At 75.0% G+C, this 19,400-nt stretch carries 20 protein-coding genes; 9 read left to right on the top strand and 11 right to left on the bottom strand.

Annotated elements, in window-relative coordinates; genetic code table 11:
- Positions 1 to 56: 56 nt before the first annotated feature.
- A complete protein-coding gene (locus IEZ31_RS31990; RefSeq protein ID WP_190253764.1) occupies positions 57 to 1,850 on the bottom strand; it encodes a galactose-binding domain-containing protein in 1,794 nt (597 codons plus the stop codon).
- Positions 1,851 to 2,230: 380 nt separating this feature from the next.
- Here IEZ31_RS31990 and IEZ31_RS31985 point away from each other — a divergent pair, with 380 nt between their 5' ends.
- From IEZ31_RS31985 to IEZ31_RS31975, 3 genes are read left to right on the top strand one after another with little or no spacing between them, the layout of a single operon-like run.
- Positions 2,231 to 2,572 carry a YciI family protein gene (locus tag IEZ31_RS31985; RefSeq protein ID WP_190253763.1) on the top strand — a complete coding sequence of 114 codons (342 nt, stop codon included), beginning with the start codon at positions 2,231 to 2,233 and terminating at the stop codon, positions 2,570 to 2,572.
- Positions 2,565 to 3,782 (top strand): RNA polymerase sigma factor, encoded by a 1,218-nt coding sequence (locus IEZ31_RS31980; RefSeq protein ID WP_190253762.1) that lies wholly within the window; start codon positions 2,565 to 2,567, stop codon positions 3,780 to 3,782. Before IEZ31_RS31985 ends, IEZ31_RS31980 begins: the two co-directional genes overlap by 8 nt.
- Positions 3,782 to 4,468, top strand: a complete 687-nt coding sequence (locus IEZ31_RS31975) for an acetoacetate decarboxylase family protein (protein ID WP_190253761.1) — start codon at positions 3,782 to 3,784, stop codon at positions 4,466 to 4,468. Before IEZ31_RS31980 ends, IEZ31_RS31975 begins: the two co-directional genes overlap by 1 nt.
- 25 nt (positions 4,469 to 4,493) lie before the next feature.
- On the opposite strand, the gene IEZ31_RS31970 is transcribed toward IEZ31_RS31975, so the two are convergent.
- Together IEZ31_RS31970 and IEZ31_RS31965 are read right to left on the bottom strand one after the other, a co-directional pair.
- A complete protein-coding gene (locus tag IEZ31_RS31970) occupies positions 4,494 to 4,808 on the bottom strand; it encodes a hypothetical protein (protein ID WP_190253760.1) in 315 nt (104 codons plus the stop codon).
- A gap of 215 nt (positions 4,809 to 5,023) precedes the next feature.
- Positions 5,024 to 5,386 carry a DUF2203 domain-containing protein gene (locus IEZ31_RS31965; protein WP_190253759.1) on the bottom strand — a complete coding sequence of 121 codons (363 nt, stop codon included), beginning with the start codon at positions 5,384 to 5,386 and terminating at the stop codon, positions 5,024 to 5,026.
- 23 nt (positions 5,387 to 5,409) lie between these two features.
- Here IEZ31_RS31965 and IEZ31_RS31960 point away from each other — a divergent pair, with 23 nt between their 5' ends.
- Positions 5,410 to 5,808, top strand: a complete 399-nt coding sequence (locus IEZ31_RS31960; protein ID WP_190253758.1) for an MmcQ/YjbR family DNA-binding protein — start codon at positions 5,410 to 5,412, stop codon at positions 5,806 to 5,808.
- On the opposite strand, the gene IEZ31_RS31955 is transcribed toward IEZ31_RS31960, so the two are convergent.
- The 3 genes from IEZ31_RS31955 to IEZ31_RS31945 are packed head-to-tail and all read right to left on the bottom strand — an operon-like array spanning position 5,783 to position 10,924.
- Complete coding sequence (locus tag IEZ31_RS31955; RefSeq protein WP_190253757.1) at positions 5,783 to 7,429, bottom strand: Hsp70 family protein; 1,647 nt, start codon at positions 7,427 to 7,429, stop codon at positions 5,783 to 5,785. The genes IEZ31_RS31960 and IEZ31_RS31955 overlap by 26 nt on opposite strands.
- A gap of 10 nt (positions 7,430 to 7,439) precedes the next feature.
- The gene (locus tag IEZ31_RS31950) at positions 7,440 to 8,597 is read right to left on the bottom strand and encodes an SWIM zinc finger family protein (protein ID WP_190253756.1); all 1,158 of its coding nucleotides are present in this window, start codon (positions 8,595 to 8,597) and stop codon (positions 7,440 to 7,442) included.
- Positions 8,594 to 10,924: a DUF6493 family protein gene (locus IEZ31_RS31945; RefSeq protein WP_190253755.1), complete on the bottom strand. Its 2,331-nt coding sequence runs from the start codon at positions 10,922 to 10,924 to the stop codon at positions 8,594 to 8,596. The genes IEZ31_RS31950 and IEZ31_RS31945 overlap by 4 nt, the downstream gene beginning before the upstream one ends.
- Positions 10,925 to 10,980: 56 nt before the next feature.
- On the opposite strand from IEZ31_RS31945, the gene IEZ31_RS31940 reads away from it, so the two are divergent.
- Both IEZ31_RS31940 and IEZ31_RS57000 read left to right on the top strand, forming a co-directional pair.
- The gene (locus IEZ31_RS31940; protein ID WP_190253754.1) at positions 10,981 to 11,538 is read left to right on the top strand and encodes a hypothetical protein; all 558 of its coding nucleotides are present in this window, start codon (positions 10,981 to 10,983) and stop codon (positions 11,536 to 11,538) included.
- 9 nt (positions 11,539 to 11,547) lie between these two features.
- Positions 11,548 to 11,754 (top strand): hypothetical protein, encoded by a 207-nt coding sequence (locus IEZ31_RS57000; protein WP_229836020.1) that lies wholly within the window; start codon positions 11,548 to 11,550, stop codon positions 11,752 to 11,754.
- On the opposite strand, the gene IEZ31_RS31930 is transcribed toward IEZ31_RS57000, so the two are convergent.
- Positions 11,739 to 12,626, bottom strand: coding sequence for a TIGR03560 family F420-dependent LLM class oxidoreductase (locus tag IEZ31_RS31930; protein ID WP_190253857.1), 888 nt, complete (start codon positions 12,624 to 12,626; stop codon positions 11,739 to 11,741). The genes IEZ31_RS57000 and IEZ31_RS31930 overlap by 16 nt on opposite strands.
- Before the next feature lie 116 nt (positions 12,627 to 12,742).
- Here IEZ31_RS31930 and IEZ31_RS31925 point away from each other — a divergent pair, with 116 nt between their 5' ends.
- The 3 genes from IEZ31_RS31925 (at position 12,743) to IEZ31_RS31915 (ending at position 14,817) form a co-directional block, all read left to right on the top strand.
- Complete coding sequence (locus IEZ31_RS31925; protein ID WP_190253753.1) at positions 12,743 to 13,210, top strand: phosphoribosyltransferase; 468 nt, start codon at positions 12,743 to 12,745, stop codon at positions 13,208 to 13,210.
- A gap of 86 nt (positions 13,211 to 13,296) precedes the next feature.
- A complete protein-coding gene (locus IEZ31_RS31920; RefSeq protein ID WP_190253752.1) occupies positions 13,297 to 13,572 on the top strand; it encodes a YggT family protein in 276 nt (91 codons plus the stop codon).
- 39 nt (positions 13,573 to 13,611) lie between these two features.
- Positions 13,612 to 14,817: a hypothetical protein gene (locus IEZ31_RS31915; protein WP_190253751.1), complete on the top strand. Its 1,206-nt coding sequence runs from the start codon at positions 13,612 to 13,614 to the stop codon at positions 14,815 to 14,817.
- A 244-nt stretch (positions 14,818 to 15,061) separates the two neighbouring features.
- On the opposite strand, the gene IEZ31_RS31910 is transcribed toward IEZ31_RS31915, so the two are convergent.
- The 4 genes from IEZ31_RS31910 to IEZ31_RS31895 form a co-directional block, all read right to left on the bottom strand.
- Positions 15,062 to 17,170 carry a cellulase family glycosylhydrolase gene (locus tag IEZ31_RS31910; RefSeq protein WP_190253750.1) on the bottom strand — a complete coding sequence of 703 codons (2,109 nt, stop codon included), beginning with the start codon at positions 17,168 to 17,170 and terminating at the stop codon, positions 15,062 to 15,064.
- A 131-nt stretch (positions 17,171 to 17,301) separates the two neighbouring features.
- Complete coding sequence (locus tag IEZ31_RS31905) at positions 17,302 to 17,967, bottom strand: alpha/beta hydrolase (RefSeq protein ID WP_190253749.1); 666 nt, start codon at positions 17,965 to 17,967, stop codon at positions 17,302 to 17,304.
- A complete protein-coding gene (locus tag IEZ31_RS31900) occupies positions 17,964 to 18,275 on the bottom strand; it encodes an antibiotic biosynthesis monooxygenase family protein (RefSeq protein WP_190253748.1) in 312 nt (103 codons plus the stop codon). The genes IEZ31_RS31905 and IEZ31_RS31900 overlap by 4 nt, the downstream gene beginning before the upstream one ends.
- Before the next feature lie 292 nt (positions 18,276 to 18,567).
- On the bottom strand, positions 18,568 to 19,116 hold the full coding sequence (locus IEZ31_RS31895) for a mycothiol transferase (RefSeq protein ID WP_229836019.1): 549 nt from the start codon (positions 19,114 to 19,116) through the stop codon (positions 18,568 to 18,570).
- Between the last annotated feature and the right edge of the window lie 284 nt (positions 19,117 to 19,400).

The following is a 19,400-nucleotide window of genomic DNA, read 5'->3' as shown; positions in this document are numbered from 1 at the left end:
GGAGTGTCCGGGCACCACAAGTGCAAGATCGACGCGGAGGGGGCGGACGGGGCGGGTCAGGTGCCGTAGATCTGGAACTCCCATAGTGAGTAGCCGTACGCCGTGGCCCGCTGGGTGCCGTTCACCCGCACGTACCGGCCGGAGCCCGAGACCGTCAGGTTCTGCGTGCCGCCGGCGCCGGTGGTCGTGGCATAGACCGTCGTCCAGGTGGTGCCGTCGTCCGAGGTCTGCACCTGGAACGCCCGGGCGTAGGCGGCCTCCCAGTGCAGCGCCACCCGGCTGATGCTGTGCGCGGCGCCGAGGTCGACCTGCAGCCACTGCGGGTCGCTGAACGCGCTCGACCAGCGCGTGCCGGTGTTGCCGTCGGTGGCGAGGGCCGCCGCGGTGCCGGCGTTCTCCTGCGAGCTGGCCGTCGTCGCGCGGCCCTGGGACAGCAGGGTGGCGCCGCCGGTGCCGGGCGTGCCGGCGACCGACAGCTCCCACAGCGAGTACCCGTAGGCGGTGCCGCGCTGGGTGCCGTAGATCCGCACGTACCGCCCGGCGCCCGACACGGTGTAGGAGTCGATGCCGCCGTCACCCGTGGTGGTCGACGCGACCGTGGTCCAGGTGGCGCCGTCCGGCGAGGTCTGCACCTGGTACGCGCGGCCGTAGGCGGCCTCCCAGTTCAGCGTCACGTTGGTGAGGTTGTACGACTGGCCGAGGTCGACCTGCAGCCACTGCGGGTCGCTGAACGCGCTCGACCAGCGGGTGCCGGTGTTGCCGTCGGTGGCGAGGGCGGCGGCGGTGCCGGCGTTCTCCTGCGAGCTGGCCGTCGTCGGCTTGCCCTGGGCGATGTTGGTGCCCGGCGGGGTGGTGCTGCCGGGGCCCTTGTTGTACACGGCGACCCAGTCGATGTTCAGCTGCCCGCCGGAGATCGTGCTGGCGTTGGGGCCGCCGCCGAACGCGTCGGGGAAGCCGCCGCCCATCGCCAGGTCGTAGATGATGAAGAACGGGTGGTGCACGGCGTTGTTCCAGGTGGTGGCGTCCACGCGGGTCGCCGGCAGGGTGAAGTAGTTGGCGCCGTCGAGGTACCACCGGATCTCCTCCGGCGACTTGGACCGGTCGATCTCGACCGCGTAGGTGTGGTACCCGGTCTGGCACCCGGCACAGGCGCGCTCGCCGCTGCCGAGGCCGGTCGACTCGTTGCACGGGCCGCCGGGGTTGGTGCCGCAGTGCAGCGTCCCGAAGACCGAGCTGCGCCCGTTGATGTCCTCCAGGATGTCGACCTCGCCGCTGGTCGGCCACGGGGTGCCGGTGCGCAGGGTCGAGCCGAGCATCCAGAACGCCGGCCAGTAGCCCGCGCCGTTGGCGGTGGTCACGTTGGGCTGCTGGATCGAGGACTCCATGCGGACCACGCCGCCGGCCTCGGCGCCGAACGTGGCGGCCTGGGTCTCGATGCGGCCCGAGGTCCAGCCGGCCCGCGGGTCGGTGCCGCTGTGCAGGGCGCGCAGCACCAGGTGCCCGTTGCCGTCGTGGAAGACGTTGGCGGTGCTGTTGGTCATGGTCTCGATCTCGCCGGTGCCGAAGCTGCTGCCCGGTCCGGTGTCGTACTTCCAGGTGCCGGTGTTGACGCCGGTGCCGGCGGCGGCGTTGAACTCGTCGCTCCAGGTCAGCTGGAATCCCGGGGGCGGCGCCGGCACCGCGGCGGCCGCGAGCGCGCCGGCCCGGGCGTCGGACCCGCTGGTGCCGGCGTAGGCGACGGCGGTGACGGCGACCAGGGCGAGCGTGGCCGCGGCGGTGAGGCCCGCGGTCCAGCCGCGGACCCGGCCGGTGCGCCCGGACGGGGTCCGGTGCGGTGGGGTGTCGTGCATGATGCTCCTCTGGGCGGATGCCCACCCGGGTCATCGTCGTGTGCGCGTGTGCGGCGCGCTCAGGCGGGCATGTGGGGCCGGCCGCCAATTTATGGCGGTCGAACTGGCGGATTCAGAGAGCGCTCTCTCACGGCACCGTACCAGCGGCCGTCCGGAGGAAGTCAAGGCCTGATTGTGGTCGATGTTTCGATGGAGAGCGATTTCCGGAAAGCGATTCATGGCGACCGGCGAGTGCCGCGGAATGGTCGAAGGGAACCATTTCCCGGGCACCGTACCGGCCGGGCGGCGAAACTCGTCCGGTCCGCGTGTCGATTCCGGGTGCGGTTGAGTCGTCGTGTAGGCAGACGGGCCCGCCGGGCCCCGGCACGACGGGACGCACCATGGCGAAGTACCTCATCCTCATCTACGGCGACGAGCGCGAGTGGTCGGCGATGACGGCCCACGACCGGCAGCGGCTGGAGGAGGGCCACCTCGGGTTCCGGGCGGCGGCCGGCCCGGCCGTGCTCGGCGGGGAGGAGCTGGAGCCGGCGTCGACGGCCACGTCGCTGCGCGGCGCCACGGTCACCGACGGGCCGTTCCTGGAGACGAAGGAGGCCCTCGGCGGCTTCTACCTCATCGAGGCGCCCGACCTCGACGAGGCGATCGCGCTCGCGTCCCGCCTGCCGGAGGTCACGGCCGGCCACAGCGGCGTCGAGATCCGCCCCGTGGTCGACCATGGCTGACGCCGTCGCGGCGGCGGTGGCCGAGGCGCATCGGCGGGAGTGGGGGCGGGTCCTGGCCGCGACCGCGCGGCTGACGCGGGACCTGGACCTGGCCGAGGAGTGCACGCAGGACGCGTACGCCAAGGCCCTGGAGAACTGGCCGCACAGCGGCGTGCCGGCGCGACCGGCGGCGTGGCTCACGACGGTTGCGAAGCACCGGGCCCTCGACGTACTCCGGCGGGAGTCGACGCTGCGCCGAGCCCTGCCGCTCCTCGTCACCGAGGCCGGCCCGGCCGGCGCCGAGGACCCGCTGCGGCTCGTCTTCACGTGCTGCCACCCGGCCCTGTCCCGCGACGCGCAGGTGGCGCTCACGCTGCGGCTGGTGTGCGGCCTGTCGACGGCGGAGGTGGCGCGGGCGTTCCTGGTGCCCGAGCCGACGATGGCCGCCCGGGTCACCCGGGCCAAGAAGAAGATCGCCACGGCCCGCATCCCGTTCCGCGTGCCGCCGCCGGACCGCCTGGCCGAGCGCCTGGACGCGGTGCTGGAGGTGGTACACCTGGTGTACACGACCGGTCACGCGGCACCGACCGGCCCCGAGCTGGTCCGCCGCGACCTCACCGACGCCGCGCTCGCCCTGGCCCGCACCCTGCACCGCCTGATGCCCCGCGAGCCCGCGGCCACGGCACTGCTCGCCCTGCTGCTGTTCATCGACGCCCGCCGCGACACGCGGGTCTCCCCCGACGGCCGGCTCCTGCTGCTCGCCGAGCAGGACCGCTCCCGCTGGGACGCGGCCCGCATCGCGGAGGGCACCCGCCTGCTGACGGCGGCCCTGCGCAACCACCCGCCGACCCGCTTCGCGGTGGAGGCCGCGATCGCCGCGGTACACGCCGAGGCCCCGTCCTGGGCGGCGACGGACTGGACCGAGATCGCGGGCCTCTACGACGTCCTGCTGGGCCTGTGGCCGTCCCCGGTGGTGGCGCTGAACCGCGCCGTGGCGCTGGGGATGCGCGACGGCCCGCGGGCCGGCCTGGCGGCGCTGGACCGGCTGCTGGCGGAGCCGTCCCTGGCCACGTACGGCTACCTGAGCGCGGCCCGCGCCGACTTCCTCCGCCGCCTCGGCGACTACCCGGCGGCGGCCGAGGCCTACCGCGAGGCGATCGCCCTGACGGCCAACGACGTCGAACGCGCGTTCCTGGCCACCCGCCTGGCGGAGGTGACAGCGTTACGCTGATGGTGACGGCAGTACTCACCGGATGGGGGCAGATCATGTCGTATCCGCCGGAGCCGTGGTCGTTGCGCGGCGACATGTACGTGTCCGTGTGGCTGGTGCCCGCGGCGGTGGTGCCCCAATTGCCGGCCGGGCTCGACGGGCCGGTCCGGGTGGTGCGGCTCGGCTCGCGGGCCGTCGTCGGCGCCGCCTGGGTGGACTACCAGCCCGGGGGCGACCTGTCATACCGGGAGCTGCTCGCCGCGACCCTCACCCGGTCCGGCGCCCGGCCGCGGGTGACGATCAGCCACATCTGGGTCGACAGCGTCGACTCCCGCGACGGCGGCCGCGAGCTGTGGGGCATCCCGAAGGACCTGGCCGACCTCACGGTGACCACGGCGGCCGCGACCGCCGAGACCCGGTCCGGCCCGATCGCGTCGGCCGCCATCCACAACGGCCCGCACCTGCCGTTCCGCCTCCCGGTGGCGTTCCGCGTGGCCCAGGCCCTGGCGGGCGCCCCGAAGGTCACGCCGGTGCGCTCGACGGCCCGCTACGGCACGACCCGCGTCGTCTGGGACGTGGCCGCGGACGGCCCCCTGGGCTTCCTGTCGGGCCGCCGCCCGCTGGTGTCGATGGCCGCGACCGACTTCCGCATGCGCTTCGGCGACCCGGCCCGCCGGCCGGCCGCCGAGACGACCGCCGCCACCTGACCGCGGGCGCTCACGTCGCGGGCGGTCAGGAGTGCGGGTGGCCGGCCGGGGTCGCCGCGTCCGAAGCGGTCAGGCCCAGCAGCGGGGCCGTCGTCGGGCAGTGCGTCGAGAAGCACTCGCGGTCGTGGTCGCGGTAGGCCGGGCGGTCGATCGGGACCACGGTCACCGCCAGCGGGCGGACCGGGCCCGGCGCCCAGTAGTGGCGGGCGCTCGCCGCCCGGCGTTCGGCGCGTAAGCGGCTCGGGGTGAACCGGGTGAAGTCGTGGAACACGCCGCCCGAGCGGGCGTCGGCCCAGTCGAGGCGCACCGCATAGCCGTGCCGTGCATTGCGCGCGGGCATCCACCCGACGATCCCAGGCATCCTTCACCACCACTTCGAGCGCCGTCCGACCCGTACAACGACCAGCCACCGCCGAGGATACTCGAACATATGTTCGACTGCCAGACGCTGGCCCGGGGTCCTGGGGCCGGGATCACGCACCCCTACCCTGCCGCTCCGCGCAGCGAGCCCGGGCGACGCGGCGGGCTAGCCGGCGGGGCGCCGGGCAGGAGCGGTCACGGCAGCGGGCGGCGGCCGGCGAAGCCGAGGTCCGTGCGGTGGTACCAGGCGAGGGCGGGGTCGCCCTCCAGCCAGCACAGCAGTACCGGGACACCATCGAGGTCCGCGGGGAAGTCGACCAGCAGCGGGGCCAGGCCCTTGAGCTCGGCGCCGGTCTGCTGGACGGCGGTCATGAGCTCGTCGAGCCGGGCCGTCGCCGCCTTCCACTCCGGCAGCCCGCCCAGCGGCGTCGGCGGCCCGCCCGGGGCGAGCGCCGCGCCGAGCTCGGCGGCGTCGGCCCGCACGGCGACCAGCTCGTCCAGCACCGGCCGCAGCCGGTCCAGCTCCGCGCGTGCCTCCTCGACGGTGAACAGTCCCATGCCGAGAAGGGTACGGTGAGCGGGTGGCGACCCTCGACGACGTGGCCGCGCTGGCCGGTGAGCTGCCCGAGGTGACCGAGACCGAGCGGCACGGGGCCCGCGCCTGGTCGGTGGCGGGCAAGGTCTTCGCGTGGGAGCGGCGGTTCAGCAAGGCCGACATCAAACGGTTCGGTCAGGAGCCCGTGCCTCCCGACCCCATCCTCGCGGTCCGGGTCGACGACCTCGGCGAGAAGGAGGCGGTGCTCGCCGCCGGGCACGCCGGCTTCTTCGCCATCCCCCACTTCGACGGCTACGCCGCGATCCTGGTCGAGCTGGCCGCGGCCGCCCCGCAGCCGCTGCGCGACGCGCTGGTCGACGGCTGGCTGGCCTGCGCCCCGCCGGCCCTGGCCGCGACCCTCACCCGCGGCGACGCAGCCACCTGAGCAGGTTCCCGGCCGCGACCAGCGTCACGAGGACGGTCGCCAGCCAGAACCCGGCGCCGGTCCCGACGAAGTCACCGGCCGTCTTGCCGGCGGGCACCGCGCTCTGCGCGCGGACGGCCGCGGCGAGCCGCGCGGTGAGCGCGGCCTGCCCGGCGACGAGCGCCACCGCCGCCGCCCCGGCGAGCGCGGCGACGACCGCATGCCGCCGCCGGTCCCGCGCCAGCCCGACCCCGGCGGCCAGCCCGGCGAGCGTCGCGAGCAGCGCGAGGGCCTGCGCGGGCTGCGGTTCGAGCCGGTCGGGCCGCCACTCGACGCGGGGCCGGACGTGCTCGGCCGCCACCGCGGGCGTGCCGCCGACGGCGAGGTCCAGCCCGGAGTACTCGGTGGTGCCGCCGGCGCCGGCCCGCCCGTAACCGCCCGGCAGTCCACACGAGACGGTCGCGAACGGCAGCAGGAAGCACGCGATCGCCAGCGCGAGCATGACGGGGCTGAGCCACCGACGCCGCGGCCGTCGCTCCGGCTTCGGATTCGCCGGTACCGGTGGGAGCCCGGCCGCCAGGAGGGCGCCCTCGACGACCACGGTCTCGGGCCGCTCGACGGTGGTGGGCGCGATCCCGAGCCGCTGGTGCAACAGCCGCGCCAGCAACGGCAGCCGACCGCCACCCCCGACGAGCAGCACGCCCGCCGGGGCCGATCCGGGGGCGGCGATCTCCGCGGCCAGGTCCACCACCGGGGCGAGCAGCGGCGCCGCGACCGCCTCCAGTTCGTCGCGGGTCAGGTGCAGCCCGGCCGGGTGACCCGGCACGTGCACGGGCGCGACGCTCAGCCGGGACAGGCTCTCCTTCGCCGCCCGGACCTCCTGCCACAGTGCGAACCGGTCCCGCCGCTCGGCGTCGTCGCCCGGCGACGAGAGCCGGCGCCAGACCTCCGGCGCCTCGGCGGCCACCACCTTCCCGAGCAGTTCGACGAGTGCCGCGTCGACGTCGAGCCCACCCACGTCGAGACCGCCGTGCGCGATGACCGCCGGGCCGGGACCGGTCCGGACGAGGGCCACGTCGGCGGTGCCCGCGCCGAGGTCGACGACGAGCAGCGACGCCCCGGGCGGCAGGGTGTGGCCGAGGCGCCCGGCGAGATACGCGGCCGCCGCGACCGGCTCGGCCACCAGCTCCACGGCACCGAGCCCCGCCCGGGCCGCCGCGTCGGTGAGGACGGCCCGGCGGGTCGCGCCCCAACCGGCGGGGACGGTGAGCACGACGGGCGGGGCCGGCTCGCCTCGCGCGGCAACCGGACCGGGCGGGGCCGGCTCGCCCTGCCCGGCGACCGCGGCGCGCACCGAGGCCAGGACCGCCGCCAGGCCGTCCGCGACGGCCACCTCGTGCGCCCCGAGCAGCATGGTCCCGTCGTCGATGCGCCGCTTGGGGTGCGGCTCGAACGCCGCCGGCTCGGCCCGCGCCAGCCGCTCCGCGTCGCGCCCCGCGACCAGGCGCCCGCCGGGGCCGGCGTGGATCGCCGAGGGCTGCTGTTCGCGGCCGTCGAAGAGCAGCGCGCGGGGCGGGCCGTCCGCGTCCGCGACGACGGCGACCGTGTTGGAGGTACCGAGGTCGACCGCGAGCCGGTACACGACCAGCAGCCTACGCCCGTCGATGGAGCCGGACCGCGAGGATGTGCTTGCACGGGCCGCGGCCGAGGCCGTGGGTGGCGAACCAGGCGCAGGTGCAGCGCTCCCCCGCCGGCGTGTCGCGGACCGTGTACTCCGCGTCGGTGCCGCGGACCGTGGCGGTGTCCCCCGACACGGTGACCGCACCCGAAGCCAGCAGGGCCTCGGCGGCGCGGTGCCGGGGCTGGTCGGCCGCCAGGACCGCCTCGTCGAGCGGGAGGTGCCGCTCGAACGGGGCGGCGTCGGCCAGGTCCCAGCCCTGGTGACCGGCCTCGTCCGAGGTCAGGATGCCGCCCTCGCCGGAGAAGGCGCGGCTCGGCGACGGGCTCAGCTGCAGGGTGAACCGGGCGCCGGGCAGGTCGAGCAGCCAGGCGCTGCCGGTGTCGAGGCCGTACGTGCGCACCCGGCTGGCGTGGCGCAGCAGCGGTTCGAGGGCGCGGAGGCGCTCCGGGCCGGCCACGCCGACGCCGCCCGGGCCCGGCCGCGAGGCCAGCCGCGGGCCGCCGCCCGGCGCCGGCACGGCGAACAGCGCGCCGCGCCCGCGGGGCTGGGACTGCAGGAACCGGCGCACGGCCGCCGGCGCGTACGAGGCTCCGGGGGCCAGGACGCGGGCGATGAGGTGCAGCTCGGCGAAGCTGCGCACCCAGCGCTCCGGCAGCGGCACCCGCCGCTCGACCGCGGCGCCGTCGAGGGTGGTCACCCGCAGCTCGTCGGCGCCGACGGCGAGGTGCAGCGGGTCGAGGCCGGCGATGCCGGACAGGGCGTCGCGCATCGGCGGGTTGACGTCGACGTTCGTGGTGCCCCGGCCGTGCGGCGGGCGGTCGAGGCCGGCCGGGAGCAGGTCGAGGCGGCAGTACACGCCGCAGCACGCGGACAGGCTCTCGAACCGCAGCCCGGCGCCGTCGCTGGTGACGACCGGGTCGGCGGCGCGCAGCGCGGCGGCGAGCATGCCGGGCGGGGTGTAGAAGCGGGTGCGGGCGACCCGGGCGACGACGAGCAGCGCGGCCGCGGCGACGTCGGCGCGCTCGACGAAGCCCTCGAAGAAGTACGGGTGCGCGGCGGGGCCGCCGCTGGTGGCGAGGTCGACGCCGGCGTCGGTGACCGCCGACTCGCGCAGGTAGGTGTAGATCATGCCTCGTCCAGGAGCGCGCGGGCGGTGCGGGCCGCCTTCGACGGGCCGGTGAAGCCGGCCAGCCAGCCCGCCGCGGCAACGGGCCGGATGCCGGTGCGCACCACCTCCTCGTGCAGGACGGCGAGCAGCGCGTGCAGGCCGTGGTGGTCGCGCGGGAGCCGGGGCAGCAGCCGGGCGAGCACGTCGACGACCGCTGCGGAGGCGCCCGAGTCGCGCAGCGTGGCCGCCCAGCGGTTGGCGGTGGCGTGCCCGGCGAGCACGACCATGGCGCCGGCGAGGACGCCGGGGTCGAGGCGGCCCGGCGGGACCAGGGCCGCGAACGCCTCGGCGGCCCGCGCCCGGTGCCCGGCGTCGGCGGTGGTCATCCCGGCGGCGAGGACCGCCGCCGACAGCGGGCCGAGCCGCCCGGGATGGGTGCGCAGCGCGTCGAGGATCGGCGGGGTGCGCCGCGACGTGCTGAACGAGGCGTGGACGACCTCGTCCACGTCGGCGGCGAAGAACGGCTCGGCGTCGTGCGGCCAGACCTGCGCGGCCCATGGCAGCCAGTCGGCCATGAGGTCGGGGCCGCGGCGCTGCGGCGGGACCACCGTCGGCTGGTCCGCCGCGGCCGGGGCGGGCACGGGGTGCACGGCGAGCGACGGCGCCCAGTAGCCGTGGTCGTGCGGGGTCATCACCAGCTCGTACCGGGCGGCGCGGCCCTGCCCGGCGCCGCCGAGCCCGGCCGCGACCAGGTGCGGGTCGTCGTCGAGCGGCGCGCGTCCGCGGGCGGCGGCGATCCACACGGCCGGGTCGCCGACCGGGCCGGGCGGGCCGCCGAGGGCGTACCGGGCCGCGGCCCCGGCGTCGCCGGGCAGGTCGCGGGCGGCTCGCAGGGCCTCCGCACGGCCGTCGACCGACAGCTTGAGCAGCGCGGCGACGAGGTCGTGGTGGTGCGGCGCGCCTTCCCACGAGGCGAGGCGGTCGACGAACACGCCCGGGTCGAGCCAGCCGGCCGGATCCGTGGGCGTGGCGAGCAGGACGCCCGGCCGGGCCTTGCCCCGCACGATCGCGCGGACCTCGGCGAGGCGGGCGACGAGCAGGTGCGGGACCCGGTCGAGGTCCTCGCCGAGCAGCACGGCGGCGATGTTGCGGCGCAGCTCCCAATCGTGGCGCAGCGCCTTGCGGGCCGGTTTGGCGAGCGCCGCGAGCTCGTCGGTGCCGCGGCCGGCGGCGGCCAGGAACCGCTCGACGAGCCCGGGGTCGTGCTCCCCGGCGAGCAGGGCGGCGGCCATCTCGGCGACGGTCCGATCGTCGTCCACAGTGGATGGTTCGAGGGCGGCGGGCAGGAGGGCCGGCTCGGCGCTCGCCGCGCCGAGCCATGCCGCGGCCGCACGGGCGACCGTGGGCTCCAGCAGCCCGGCCCGTTCGGCGGCGAGGTCCCGGGCGCCGAGGCCGCGCAACATGGCCAGGGCCCGCGACTGGACCTCGCGGTGGCGGTGCTCCAGCCCGGTCGCCACGGCGGCGGCGACCGGCGCGGCGAGCCCCGGCTGCCGGGCCAGGATCCGGTCCAGCAGGTCGAGTGTCCCGAGTGGCGCCTTTTTCGGCGGTACCGTCAGAGCCTCCGCCGCCACGCAGACGAAGGCGGCGTCGTCCAGCGCACCCGCCCGGTCCACGACGGCGAGCCGCTGCAGCGCGAACGACACCGTCGGCGGGACGGTCGAGCGCATGAGCCGCAGCAGGGCCGGCTGCGCGGCGACGAGCTCCTCGGTGGTGGGGTCGAGGGCGGTGTGCAGCTGGGTGAAGAACCCGGCCCGGTAGGCGCTGAAGTCGCGCCCGAGGGCCCGCAGGCACTCCCGCAGCACCCGCTCGCGGGGCAGCGTCCCCTCGGCGACGAGGGTGGTCAGGCAGGCCAGCCAGCCCGCCTCGGGCCGGCTGTACTTGTCCACGTTGGACAGGCTGACCTGGCCCCCGCCCTCGACCTCGAAGACCCGCCAGAACACCTCGTCGCGCAGCTCGGCGTCGTGCCGCAGCGCGTCGAGGCGCGGCTGGGCGTCCCACCGGGAGCCGAGCGCGGACACCATCGCGAGCACGTAGGCGTCGTCGTGGTCGAGCGTGACGACGCCGAGCCGTTCGAGGCGGCGGATGTCGGCGAAGTACGCCGACTGCGGCCACCTCGTGGACAGCCACGCGACGGCCCCGGCGACGAGCGGCCCGACCCACGCGGGCACCGGCCCGGTGAGCGGCACGCCCGGCTCCACCTTCTCCAGGGCGCCGCACACGGTCCACAGGGTCCGCTTGTCGGCCGGCAGCCGGTCGAGGTCCGCGAGCACCGCGTCGATCGAGGCCATACCGGGCAGTCTGCCAGGCGCCCCGGGGGTTGCGGCGGGGTCCTACCATCCTCCGGGTGATCGACTTCGACGGCCTCGTGCCGGCTCACTTCGGCGACGGCGAGGCGGCCCGCTCGCGCAAGCACCTGCGGAAGGTCCTGGCCGCCGCCGGCCTCAGCCTCAGGGGCGGCAAGCCGGCCGCGCCGGACGACCGCCCGCACGTGCTCATCGTGCACACCAGCGACTACGCCTACGCGAGCAGGGTCTACGCCGTGCCGGACGAGGCGGTGACGCCGGCGCTGCGCACGGCGCTGGGGCGGGTGCCGGCCTGCTTCGCCGCGCCCGACGACGCCCGCCTGCGGGTGTGGGGCGACGTGCTGCGGCTGATGGCGGTGCTGGGCCTCGACGGGCTCAGCGCGGCCGACTTCCACAACGTCATGGTCGAGGACTTCGGCGCCCAGCACGGCCACCGCGACCTGCCGGACCTTGCCGAGCTGACCGAGCTCGGCAACGCCTGGTCGCCGTACGCCGTCGCCGAGGTCGATCACCTCGACGACTCGACGACCACCGACGGCACGGCGGCCTGGCTGGGCCACCACTACGTGTCGATGTACGCCTTCCGCCAGAGCATGTGACGCCGGGTCGTGACGCTCACCCGGCCGCGCGGTGCGCCTCGCCGGCCGTTGCCAGAAGGATGGTTCGCGCCGGTCCTCGCGGCCGGGGACGGCGGCGCGATCCTCAACGTGCTGTCGGCGATGTCGTGGTTCTCGTACGACGGCGCCAACGCGTGGAGCGCCCAGGTCAAGGCGTCCCTGGCCGGGGACCCGGCCGCGTTCTACGCCGCGGCCTGAACGATCCCCAGGATCGTGTCCATGGCGCGCAGCCGCTCGGCGCCCTTGCCGAGCATGCCGTCGGGGACGATGAGCTCGTCGAGGCCGATCGCGCGGTACTCCGCGACGGTCTCGGCGAGCGCCTCCGGCGAGCCGCCGATGGCCGGCATCGGCAGCCCGTCGGGCACCGGCCCGTCGACGAACGTCATCGCCTGGGCCGTCCGCGCGATCGCCTTCGGGTCCCGCCCGACGGCGGCGCAGTGCTCGTCGAGCACCCTGGCCTTGTGCGCGATGGTGTCCGGCCGCCCCCAGGTGTTCCACACGTCGGCGTACTCGACCACGATCCGCAGCATCCGCCGCTCCCCGCCCCCGCCGATGAGGATCGGCAGCGGGTCCTGCACCGGCTTGGGCTCGCAGACGGCGTCGGTGAGCTGGTACCACCGTCCCTGCACGGTGGTCCGCGGCTGCCGCAGCAGCCCGTGCAGCACCTGCAGCGCCTCCACGAAGCGGTCGAGGCGTTCCCTGACCGGCGGCAGCTCGATGCCGTACTGCTCGTGCTCGTTGACCTGCCACCCCGCCCCGACGCCGAGGGTGAACCGGCCACCGCTCACGTGGTCGGCGGTGGCGGCCATGTTGGCGAGCACGGCCGGGTGCCGGTAGGTGTTGCCGTAGACGAGGCTGCCGATCCGCACCCGCGGGACGGCGGCCCCGAGCGCGGCGACGAGCGTGCCACACTCGAGCGTCGGGTGGTCGGGGTCACGCCCGACCCCGGCGTTGGGCATGAAATGGTCGGCGACGTAGACACCGTCCCACCCGGTGTCGGCCGCGTGCCGCGCGACGGCGAGGATGTCGCCGAACGCCTGCCCGGCCCCGGGCCAGATCGAGACTCGCATGTTCATACCGTCATCCTGCCGCGCCCCGGGCGGCACTCCCTGCAGTACACCCTTTCGTCACCACCGCTTCGACGGACGTCGTAGCGTCGCCGGCAGCCGGCAGGGATCATGGAGGGATGACGGAACCACGCGAGGTCCTCGACTGGGCCACGTTCGGCGACGCCGCGCGTGAGCTGGCCCGGACGGTCGCCGACGACGGGTTCCGGCCCGATCTCGTGCTGTGCATCGCCCGCGGCGGGCTGCTGGTCGGGGGCGCGCTGAGCTACCCGCTCAAGGTGAAGTCGACGCACCTCATGAACGTCGAGTACTACACCGGGATCGGCGAGCGGCTCCCCGAGCCCGTCGTGCTCCCGCCCGAGCCGGACGGGGTCGACTTCGCCGGGCAGAAGGTCCTCATCGCCGACGACGTCGCCGACACGGGCGCCACGCTGGAGGTCGTGCGGGCGTTCTGCGCCGACCACGCCGCCGAGGTGCGCTGCGCGGTGCTCTACGAGAAGCCGCACGCGACGGTCAGCTGCGAGTACGTCTGGCGGCGCACCGACCGCTGGATCACCTTCCCCTGGTCGGCCGGCCTGGAGGGCTGAGTTCGAGGTTCACACAACCGGCCTACAGCCACCTCACAGGATTCGCGGGCACTCTTGAGGTACGTCAAGCGATCTGGAGGTACCACATGGGTCCGGTTCTGGGCCTCGTGAGCCTGCTGCTGCTCCTGGTGCAGCTGCTGCTCATCGCCCGCGCCATCGTCGACTGGAGCGCGGTGCTGGCCGGCCCGGCGCAGTACGGGTCGGTGCGGCAGCGGGTGTCCTCGGGCATCTTCGCCGTCACCGAGCCGATCCTGGCCCCGGTCCGCAAGGTGATCCCGCCGCTGCGCATGGGTGGCGTCTCCCTCGACCTCGCGTTCATCGTCGTCTTCCTCGCCATCATCGTCCTCCGCGCCCTGATCTGACCCTCGCGCGCCGTCCGCCGGTTCTGACATGATCGGCTCGTGCTGGAGACCGGCGGCGCGGCGGTACCGGCGGCGCTGCGGGCTGCCGGGTTCGACCTGCGCACCGACGTGCCCGGCTGCCTGGCCGCGGTGGCCGTGCCCGGCGGCGGCCGGGTGGCGGTCCGCGCGGCGCCCGTCAGCCCCGACGACAGCACGGGCGGCTGGCGGCGGGCCATCCCGCCGCTCGACACGCTCAGCGCCGTCGAGGGCTTCGAGATCGGCTTCCACTCCGAGCACACGTACGCCGTCTTCGTCGACGACGTCGTCGCCCGGGTCGCCGAGTGGGTCCGCTGGGAGGAGACCTGGTCGGTCCCGCCCGCCGGCGAGCCGGCCGCGCGGCGGCGCCGCCGCCTGGAGCGCCTCGCCGCGTCCCGCCTGGCCAGCGCGGCCGTCCCGGTCGGCGTCGACCTCGACCCGTTCCTGCGCGCCGTGCTCGACGCCGACCAGGCCGTCGCCCTCGACGCGGCCGTCGAGGCCCTGTACCGGCCCGGCGTCGCCTGGCACTTCCCGCGCGACCGCACCGGGGCGAGGCTGGCCGGCCGCACGAGGGTCCTGCTGCGCGAGTTCGCCCCGCCGCCGCACCCCAACGCCAAGGGCATCTGGCTCGTGGTGGACGGCCCGCCGCCCCGCACCGAGGCGCGCCTGACCGTCCGCCTCGCCGAGGCGGTCGGCAAGGCCGCCGTCCACCGGTGGGACCGGGTCCCGGAACGCTGGCGCGCCGACGCCGACGGACGCTCCCTCGACGAGCTGTGGGGATTCGGCGGTACCGTCACCGCCTCCTTCGCCACCGACATCACCGCCGCGCTGGTCGGCGGCCACGCCCTCGACGCCCTCGTGACCTGCGGCGTCGTGGTCGACGAGCCCACCCAGCGCCTGCTGACCGGCCGCCCGACCCGGTTCACCGAGCGCCGCTGGACCGACCTGTGGGTGACCAACGCCCTGACCGCCCTGGCGGACGCCGCCCCGTGGCGCTGGCCCTCAGCGGTGCCGCCGGGCCGGCGCCGCCAACGCCTGGAGGGCCTGCGCGGCCGCGTCGCGAGCAACCGCTCGGGCCTGTTCCTGCAGAACCGGTCGGGCCGCGCCGTCCTGACCTTCGACTGCAACGGCAGCCCGCTGGTCACCCCGCGCGTCCTGTGGGAGCGCGACCCGGACCTGGACCTGCTCGGCCTGGGCCTGCTCACCCGCGCCGACATCCCCCTGCCGTGAGGTCAGGCACGCACCAGCAGCGGCAGCTCGGCGCGCAACAGGCGTTCGTCGAGGACCGCGCGGGCACGGACGGCCAGCCGCGCGGTACCCGGTCGGCGGGCTGCCGGCGGCGACGGCCGCCGTCCGGGACCGCCGTTTCGACGGTCCCGGACGAGGACGGGATGCGGTAGCGGGTGGTCGCCGCGCAGGCACCGGCGCCTGGGAGGCGGCTACCCCGCCCTCGGCCTCAGCCTCAGCCTCAGCCTCAGGTGAGGCTGCCGGTGACGGTGGTGCCGGACTTGGTGACGTAGTACGTGACCTTCGTGCCGCTCCAGAAGTGGAACGTCAGGGTCACCTTCGCGGTGTCGTTGACCTCGGCGAAGAAGGCCGGGCGCAGGGCGATGGTGTTCGCGGCGTAGTCCGGCGCGAAGGTCACGTCGAACTCCTTGAACGACGTCCAGTTCTGCGGGCCGGCGTTGCTGCCGTCGGCGTACCTCGCCTCCATCGTCGCGAGCTGGTCGCCGCGGAACTGGGCTGGCAGCGTGAACGCGGCCGTGGTGCCGGTCGCGGCCGACAGTAGCGGCGGGTCGTAGGTGATGATGTTGATCCGCCACGGCACGCCGGCCGAGAACCTGGCCTGCAGGGTGGCGTTCACGCCGTACGACCGGGAGCCCACGAGCCTCGTCAGGGCGCTCGCCGTCAGGGTCAGCTGGTTGCCGGAGACGGTGTAGTCGGTGCCGCGCACCAGGTCGGTGCTGCCCTGCCGCAGGCTCTGGAACGTGGTGCCGTTGAGGTTCAGCGTCAGGGTCTGCGCCGCGACCGAGCCGGTCCTGGGCACGTAGACGAAGTCGGCCGAGGCGGTGCCGGAGCGGGTCGTCCAGCTCGACTTGATCTGCGCGAACAGCTCGGGGTCGCTCCAGGCGAACGAGGTGCGGCCGAAGTGCTGGCCGTTGTCCCACAGCATGGTCGTGAGCTTCTTGGCGCGGGCGTAGTAGCCGAGGTACTCGAAGAACTTGAGCTTCTCGCCCTGCTCGATCGTGCCGGTGTGGCGGTCGAAGCCGAGCAGGCCGTACTCACCGATGATGACCGGGATGCCGCGCGACACGAACGCGTTCGCGACGCGGTCGAACTGCCCGACCAGGTCCTGCTCGACGGCCGAGTCGAACCGGGTGCCGCCGGCGATGTTGACGCTGAACGGCCAGTAGCCGTAGAAGTGCACGGTCGCGATGAGGTTCGGGTCGTTGAGCTGGTTGAACGTGGCCGTCAGCTCGTCGACGCGGGCCTGGTCGGCCGACGTGTGCAGGGTCGGCAGCACGAGCGGGCGGGTCGCGTTGTTCCCGCCGGAGGCGCGCACGATGCGGCGGAACTCGGTGTTCAGCGCGGCCAGCAGCTCGGCGTTCTGGGCGTCGCCGGAGGAGCCGGTGAACTGCGGCTCGTTGACGCTCTCGAAGACCAGCTTCGGCGAGGCGGTGCGGAACGCGGCGGCGAGCTGGGTCCACAGCGCGTTGTACTTGTTCTGCACGTTCGTGCGGTCCGCCGGCATCGTGTTGATCCACTGCCACGAGTCGTGGTGCACGTTGATCATGACGTAGAAGCCGTCGGCGAGGGCCCAGTCGACGACCTCCTTGACGCGGGCCAGCCAGGCCGCGTCGACGGTGTAGGAGGGCGCGCCGCCCATGTGCTGGCCCCAGGTGACGGGGATGCGGATGCTGTTGAACCCCTGGACGCGGATGTTGTCGAGCAGGGCGGCGGTGACGCGCGGGTTGCCCCACGAGGTCTCGTCGGCGCCGGTCGCGTCGAAGCTGTTGCCGAGGTTCCAGCCGGGCTGCATGGCGGCGACCGCGGCCATGGCGTTGCCGGCGGGCGGCGTGCTGGTGCTCGGCGACGCGCTCGGCGACGTGCTCCGCGACGCGCTCGGTGAGGCGCTCGGTGAGGCGCTCGGCGACGTCACGCCTCCGGTGCAGGCGGTGCCGTTCAGGGTGAACGTCGTGGGCACCGGGTTGCTGCCGGTCCACGATCCGTTGAACCCGAACGAGACGGACCCGTTGGTGGCGATCGAGCCGTTGTACCCCACGTTGACCGCGGTAACCTGGGCGCCGGACGCGGTGACGGTGGCGTTCCAGGCCTGGGTGACGGTCTGCCCGGCCCCGAACGTCCACTGCAGGGCCCACCCGGTGACCGGGTCGCCGAGGTTGGTGACGGCCACGTTGCCGGTGAACCCGCCGGGCCACTGGCTGGTCACCCGGTAGTCGACCCGGCACCCGGCGGCCGCGTAGGCGTTGGTGGTGACGACCGCGACGAGGCCCGCGAGCAGGGCGACGGCCGCACCGATCGCCACCGCCAGCCGGGCCCGGAGTGTGTGCCTGCCGGCCATGACGCTCCTCCAAGTGGTTTCGAAACCCGCCCGTTTCGGACGGCGGGCCCGGACACTAGGGAGCGTCGCTGAAGCCTGTCAATGTGTGACGTCGCAGGCGGCCAGGTGCGGGCCGTTCCCGCGTGAACGTTTCACGCGCCGGCGTCCTGCGTCAGCGCCGCGGCGACGAGGGCGGGGTGGGTCAGGGGTGCGTCGTGGTCGCTGTCGAGCACGGTGTACGGGTGGGCCGCCGCGTCCAGGCGGGACCGCGTGACCCACGACGGGTAGCCCGGGGGCGTGCGGGAGCAGAAGACGTACGAGCGGGGAACGTCCGGCGGGCGGGCCGGGAGCGGGTCCAGGGACGGCGCGAGCGGGGTCGGGCCGAGACGGGCGTTCACCCACGCCGCCAGCGCGGGGTCGTCCAGCGAGACCGGCGACGGCGGGAGCACGAGCGAGCGGGGCAGGTCCGGCGCCGGGCCGGTCAGGTCGACCGCCCGCTCGCCCGGCAGCGGGTCCGGAGCGTCGACGAAGACCAGGCGGGCGAGCCGCGGGGCGCACCGCGCGGCGGCGGCGACGACGGCGATGCCGCCCTGGCTGTGCCCAGCCAGTACCGCCTGATCCAGATCCTCGTCGTCCAGCAGGGTGGCGATGTCCAGGGCCCAGGTCTCCAGCGAGGCGACCGGCAGGTGGCGGCGGTCGCCCATGCCCGTCAGCGACGGGGTGAAGACCTCGTGGCCCGCCGCGGTGAGGAGGCGGCGGACCCGCTGCCAGGACCAGGCGCCGCGGAAGGCGCCGTGGATCAGCACGAACGTCGTCACGGGAGGTCCTCCACGACGACCTCGCCGATGGTGCGCGGGTAGCTGTCGTACGGGCGCAGGTGCTCGTACATCGCCTCGGTGTGCTCGACGTAGCCCGGCGTGCGCGTCGCCGCCTCGTACGACTCGGCCGTGTCGAACATGCGGATGTGCGTGAAGTGGGTCGGGTCCTCGACGTCCCGGACCAGCCAGCGGCCACGGAAGCCGGGCCGGCCGGCGAAGAACTCGGCGAAGCGGACCGACAGGGCCACGTAGGCGTCGGCGTGCTCGCCGGCGTCCTTCGTCCAGGCCTGGCTGACGACGACGTGCATGAGCGGCCTCCCGGGGTCAGGCGTGCGGACAGGCGACGCGGCGGTCCCCGCCGGCTCGTGCCGGGACCGCGGCGGCGCAGGACAGCCGGGCGACGGGAAAGCAGGGGTGGAACGCGCACCCAGGCGGGCGGTGATCCGGGCTCGGGGACCGTTTCACTGTGCGAATCACTGTTTCCAATCGCGTGGAGTCTGTATACCCCGTGTCGCCGCGGGGCGGGAAGCCCCAGCCCACCGTTTGGTAACACTGTTTCCGCCTGGAAACCTAGCCGATACGGCCGCTGGGGGTGCCGAGCTACGACCGCGAAGCGGGCTGCCAGCCGGCCGGCGGGTCCTCGCCGACCCGGCCGTCGACGGCCTCGCGGAGCAGGTCCGCGTGACCGGTGTGCCGGCCGTACTCCTCGATCAGGTCGCACACCAGCCGCCGCAGGCTCAGGTGGCGCCCGCCCGGCCAGGCGAGGTGGACGAGCTGACCGAGCCCGCCGTCGTCGATGGCCGCGGCGAGCCGGGCCCGCGACCGGGCGATCGTGGTGTCCCACAGCGCGTAGAGCTCGGCGGGGCGGTCGGCGGCGGCCGAGGTGAAGTCCCAGTCCGGGTCGGCGGCCCAGTCGGCGCTCGCCCACGGCTCCCCGATCGGCGAGCCGTCGAGCTTCGGCCCGAACATCTCCGACTCGGCCCGCGCGAGGTGCTTGAGCAGCCCGCCCAGCGTCAGCGTCGAGGCGCCGACCCGGGTCGCCAGGCCGGCGGCGTCGAGGCCGTCGGCCTTCCAGCGGAACGTGGTGCGCAGCCGGTCGAGGGCGCCGGTCAGGTGCTCGGCCTCGGTGCCGGCGAGCGGTGGCTCCATGCGCGCCACCATAGCCGCGGTTCCGGACGATCGGCGTCCGGAATCAGCGGTACCGATGGAGGAAGTACTCCCCGGGGGTATCAGGGTCACTGCGGCGCGGCGCACTGCCGCTAGGATCGCCGGGTGATCACGGCTGCGGTGCCCGACGTCGTGCGGCGGCGACTCGCCGCACCGGGGCGGTTCACGCCGAACTTCTGGCTGGTCGCGATCCTGGTCACCGGGATCGGTCTGGTGCTGCGGCTGGTGAATCTTTCCCACCCGAAGGAAACGATCTTCGACGAGGT

This window comes from Dactylosporangium sucinum, from assembly GCF_014647515.1.
GTDB classification, from domain to species: domain Bacteria; phylum Actinomycetota; class Actinomycetes; order Mycobacteriales; family Micromonosporaceae; genus Dactylosporangium; species Dactylosporangium sucinum.
This window is presented reverse-complemented; position numbering and strand designations above follow the sequence as displayed.

Coding starts and splice junctions, on each gene's coding strand:
- IEZ31_RS31990 (WP_190253764.1), bottom strand. CDS start 1,850: ATGCACGACACCCCACCGCACCGGACCCCGTCCGGGCGCACCGGCCGG.
- IEZ31_RS31985 (WP_190253763.1), top strand. CDS start 2,231: ATGGCGAAGTACCTCATCCTCATCTACGGCGACGAGCGCGAGTGGTCG.
- IEZ31_RS31980 (WP_190253762.1), top strand. CDS start 2,565: ATGGCTGACGCCGTCGCGGCGGCGGTGGCCGAGGCGCATCGGCGGGAG.
- IEZ31_RS31975 (WP_190253761.1), top strand. CDS start 3,782: ATGGTGACGGCAGTACTCACCGGATGGGGGCAGATCATGTCGTATCCG.
- IEZ31_RS31970 (WP_190253760.1), bottom strand. CDS start 4,808: ATGCCCGCGCGCAATGCACGGCACGGCTATGCGGTGCGCCTCGACTGG.
- IEZ31_RS31965 (WP_190253759.1), bottom strand. CDS start 5,386: ATGGGACTGTTCACCGTCGAGGAGGCACGCGCGGAGCTGGACCGGCTG.
- IEZ31_RS31950 (WP_190253756.1), bottom strand. CDS start 8,597: ATGATCTACACCTACCTGCGCGAGTCGGCGGTCACCGACGCCGGCGTC.
- IEZ31_RS31945 (WP_190253755.1), bottom strand. CDS start 10,924: ATGGCCTCGATCGACGCGGTGCTCGCGGACCTCGACCGGCTGCCGGCC.
- IEZ31_RS31930 (WP_190253857.1), bottom strand. CDS start 12,626: ATGCGAGTCTCGATCTGGCCCGGGGCCGGGCAGGCGTTCGGCGACATC.
- IEZ31_RS31925 (WP_190253753.1), top strand. CDS start 12,743: ATGACGGAACCACGCGAGGTCCTCGACTGGGCCACGTTCGGCGACGCC.
- IEZ31_RS31920 (WP_190253752.1), top strand. CDS start 13,297: ATGGGTCCGGTTCTGGGCCTCGTGAGCCTGCTGCTGCTCCTGGTGCAG.
- IEZ31_RS31910 (WP_190253750.1), bottom strand. CDS start 17,170: ATGGCCGGCAGGCACACACTCCGGGCCCGGCTGGCGGTGGCGATCGGT.
- IEZ31_RS31900 (WP_190253748.1), bottom strand. CDS start 18,275: ATGCACGTCGTCGTCAGCCAGGCCTGGACGAAGGACGCCGGCGAGCAC.
- IEZ31_RS31895 (WP_229836019.1), bottom strand. CDS start 19,116: ATGGAGCCACCGCTCGCCGGCACCGAGGCCGAGCACCTGACCGGCGCC.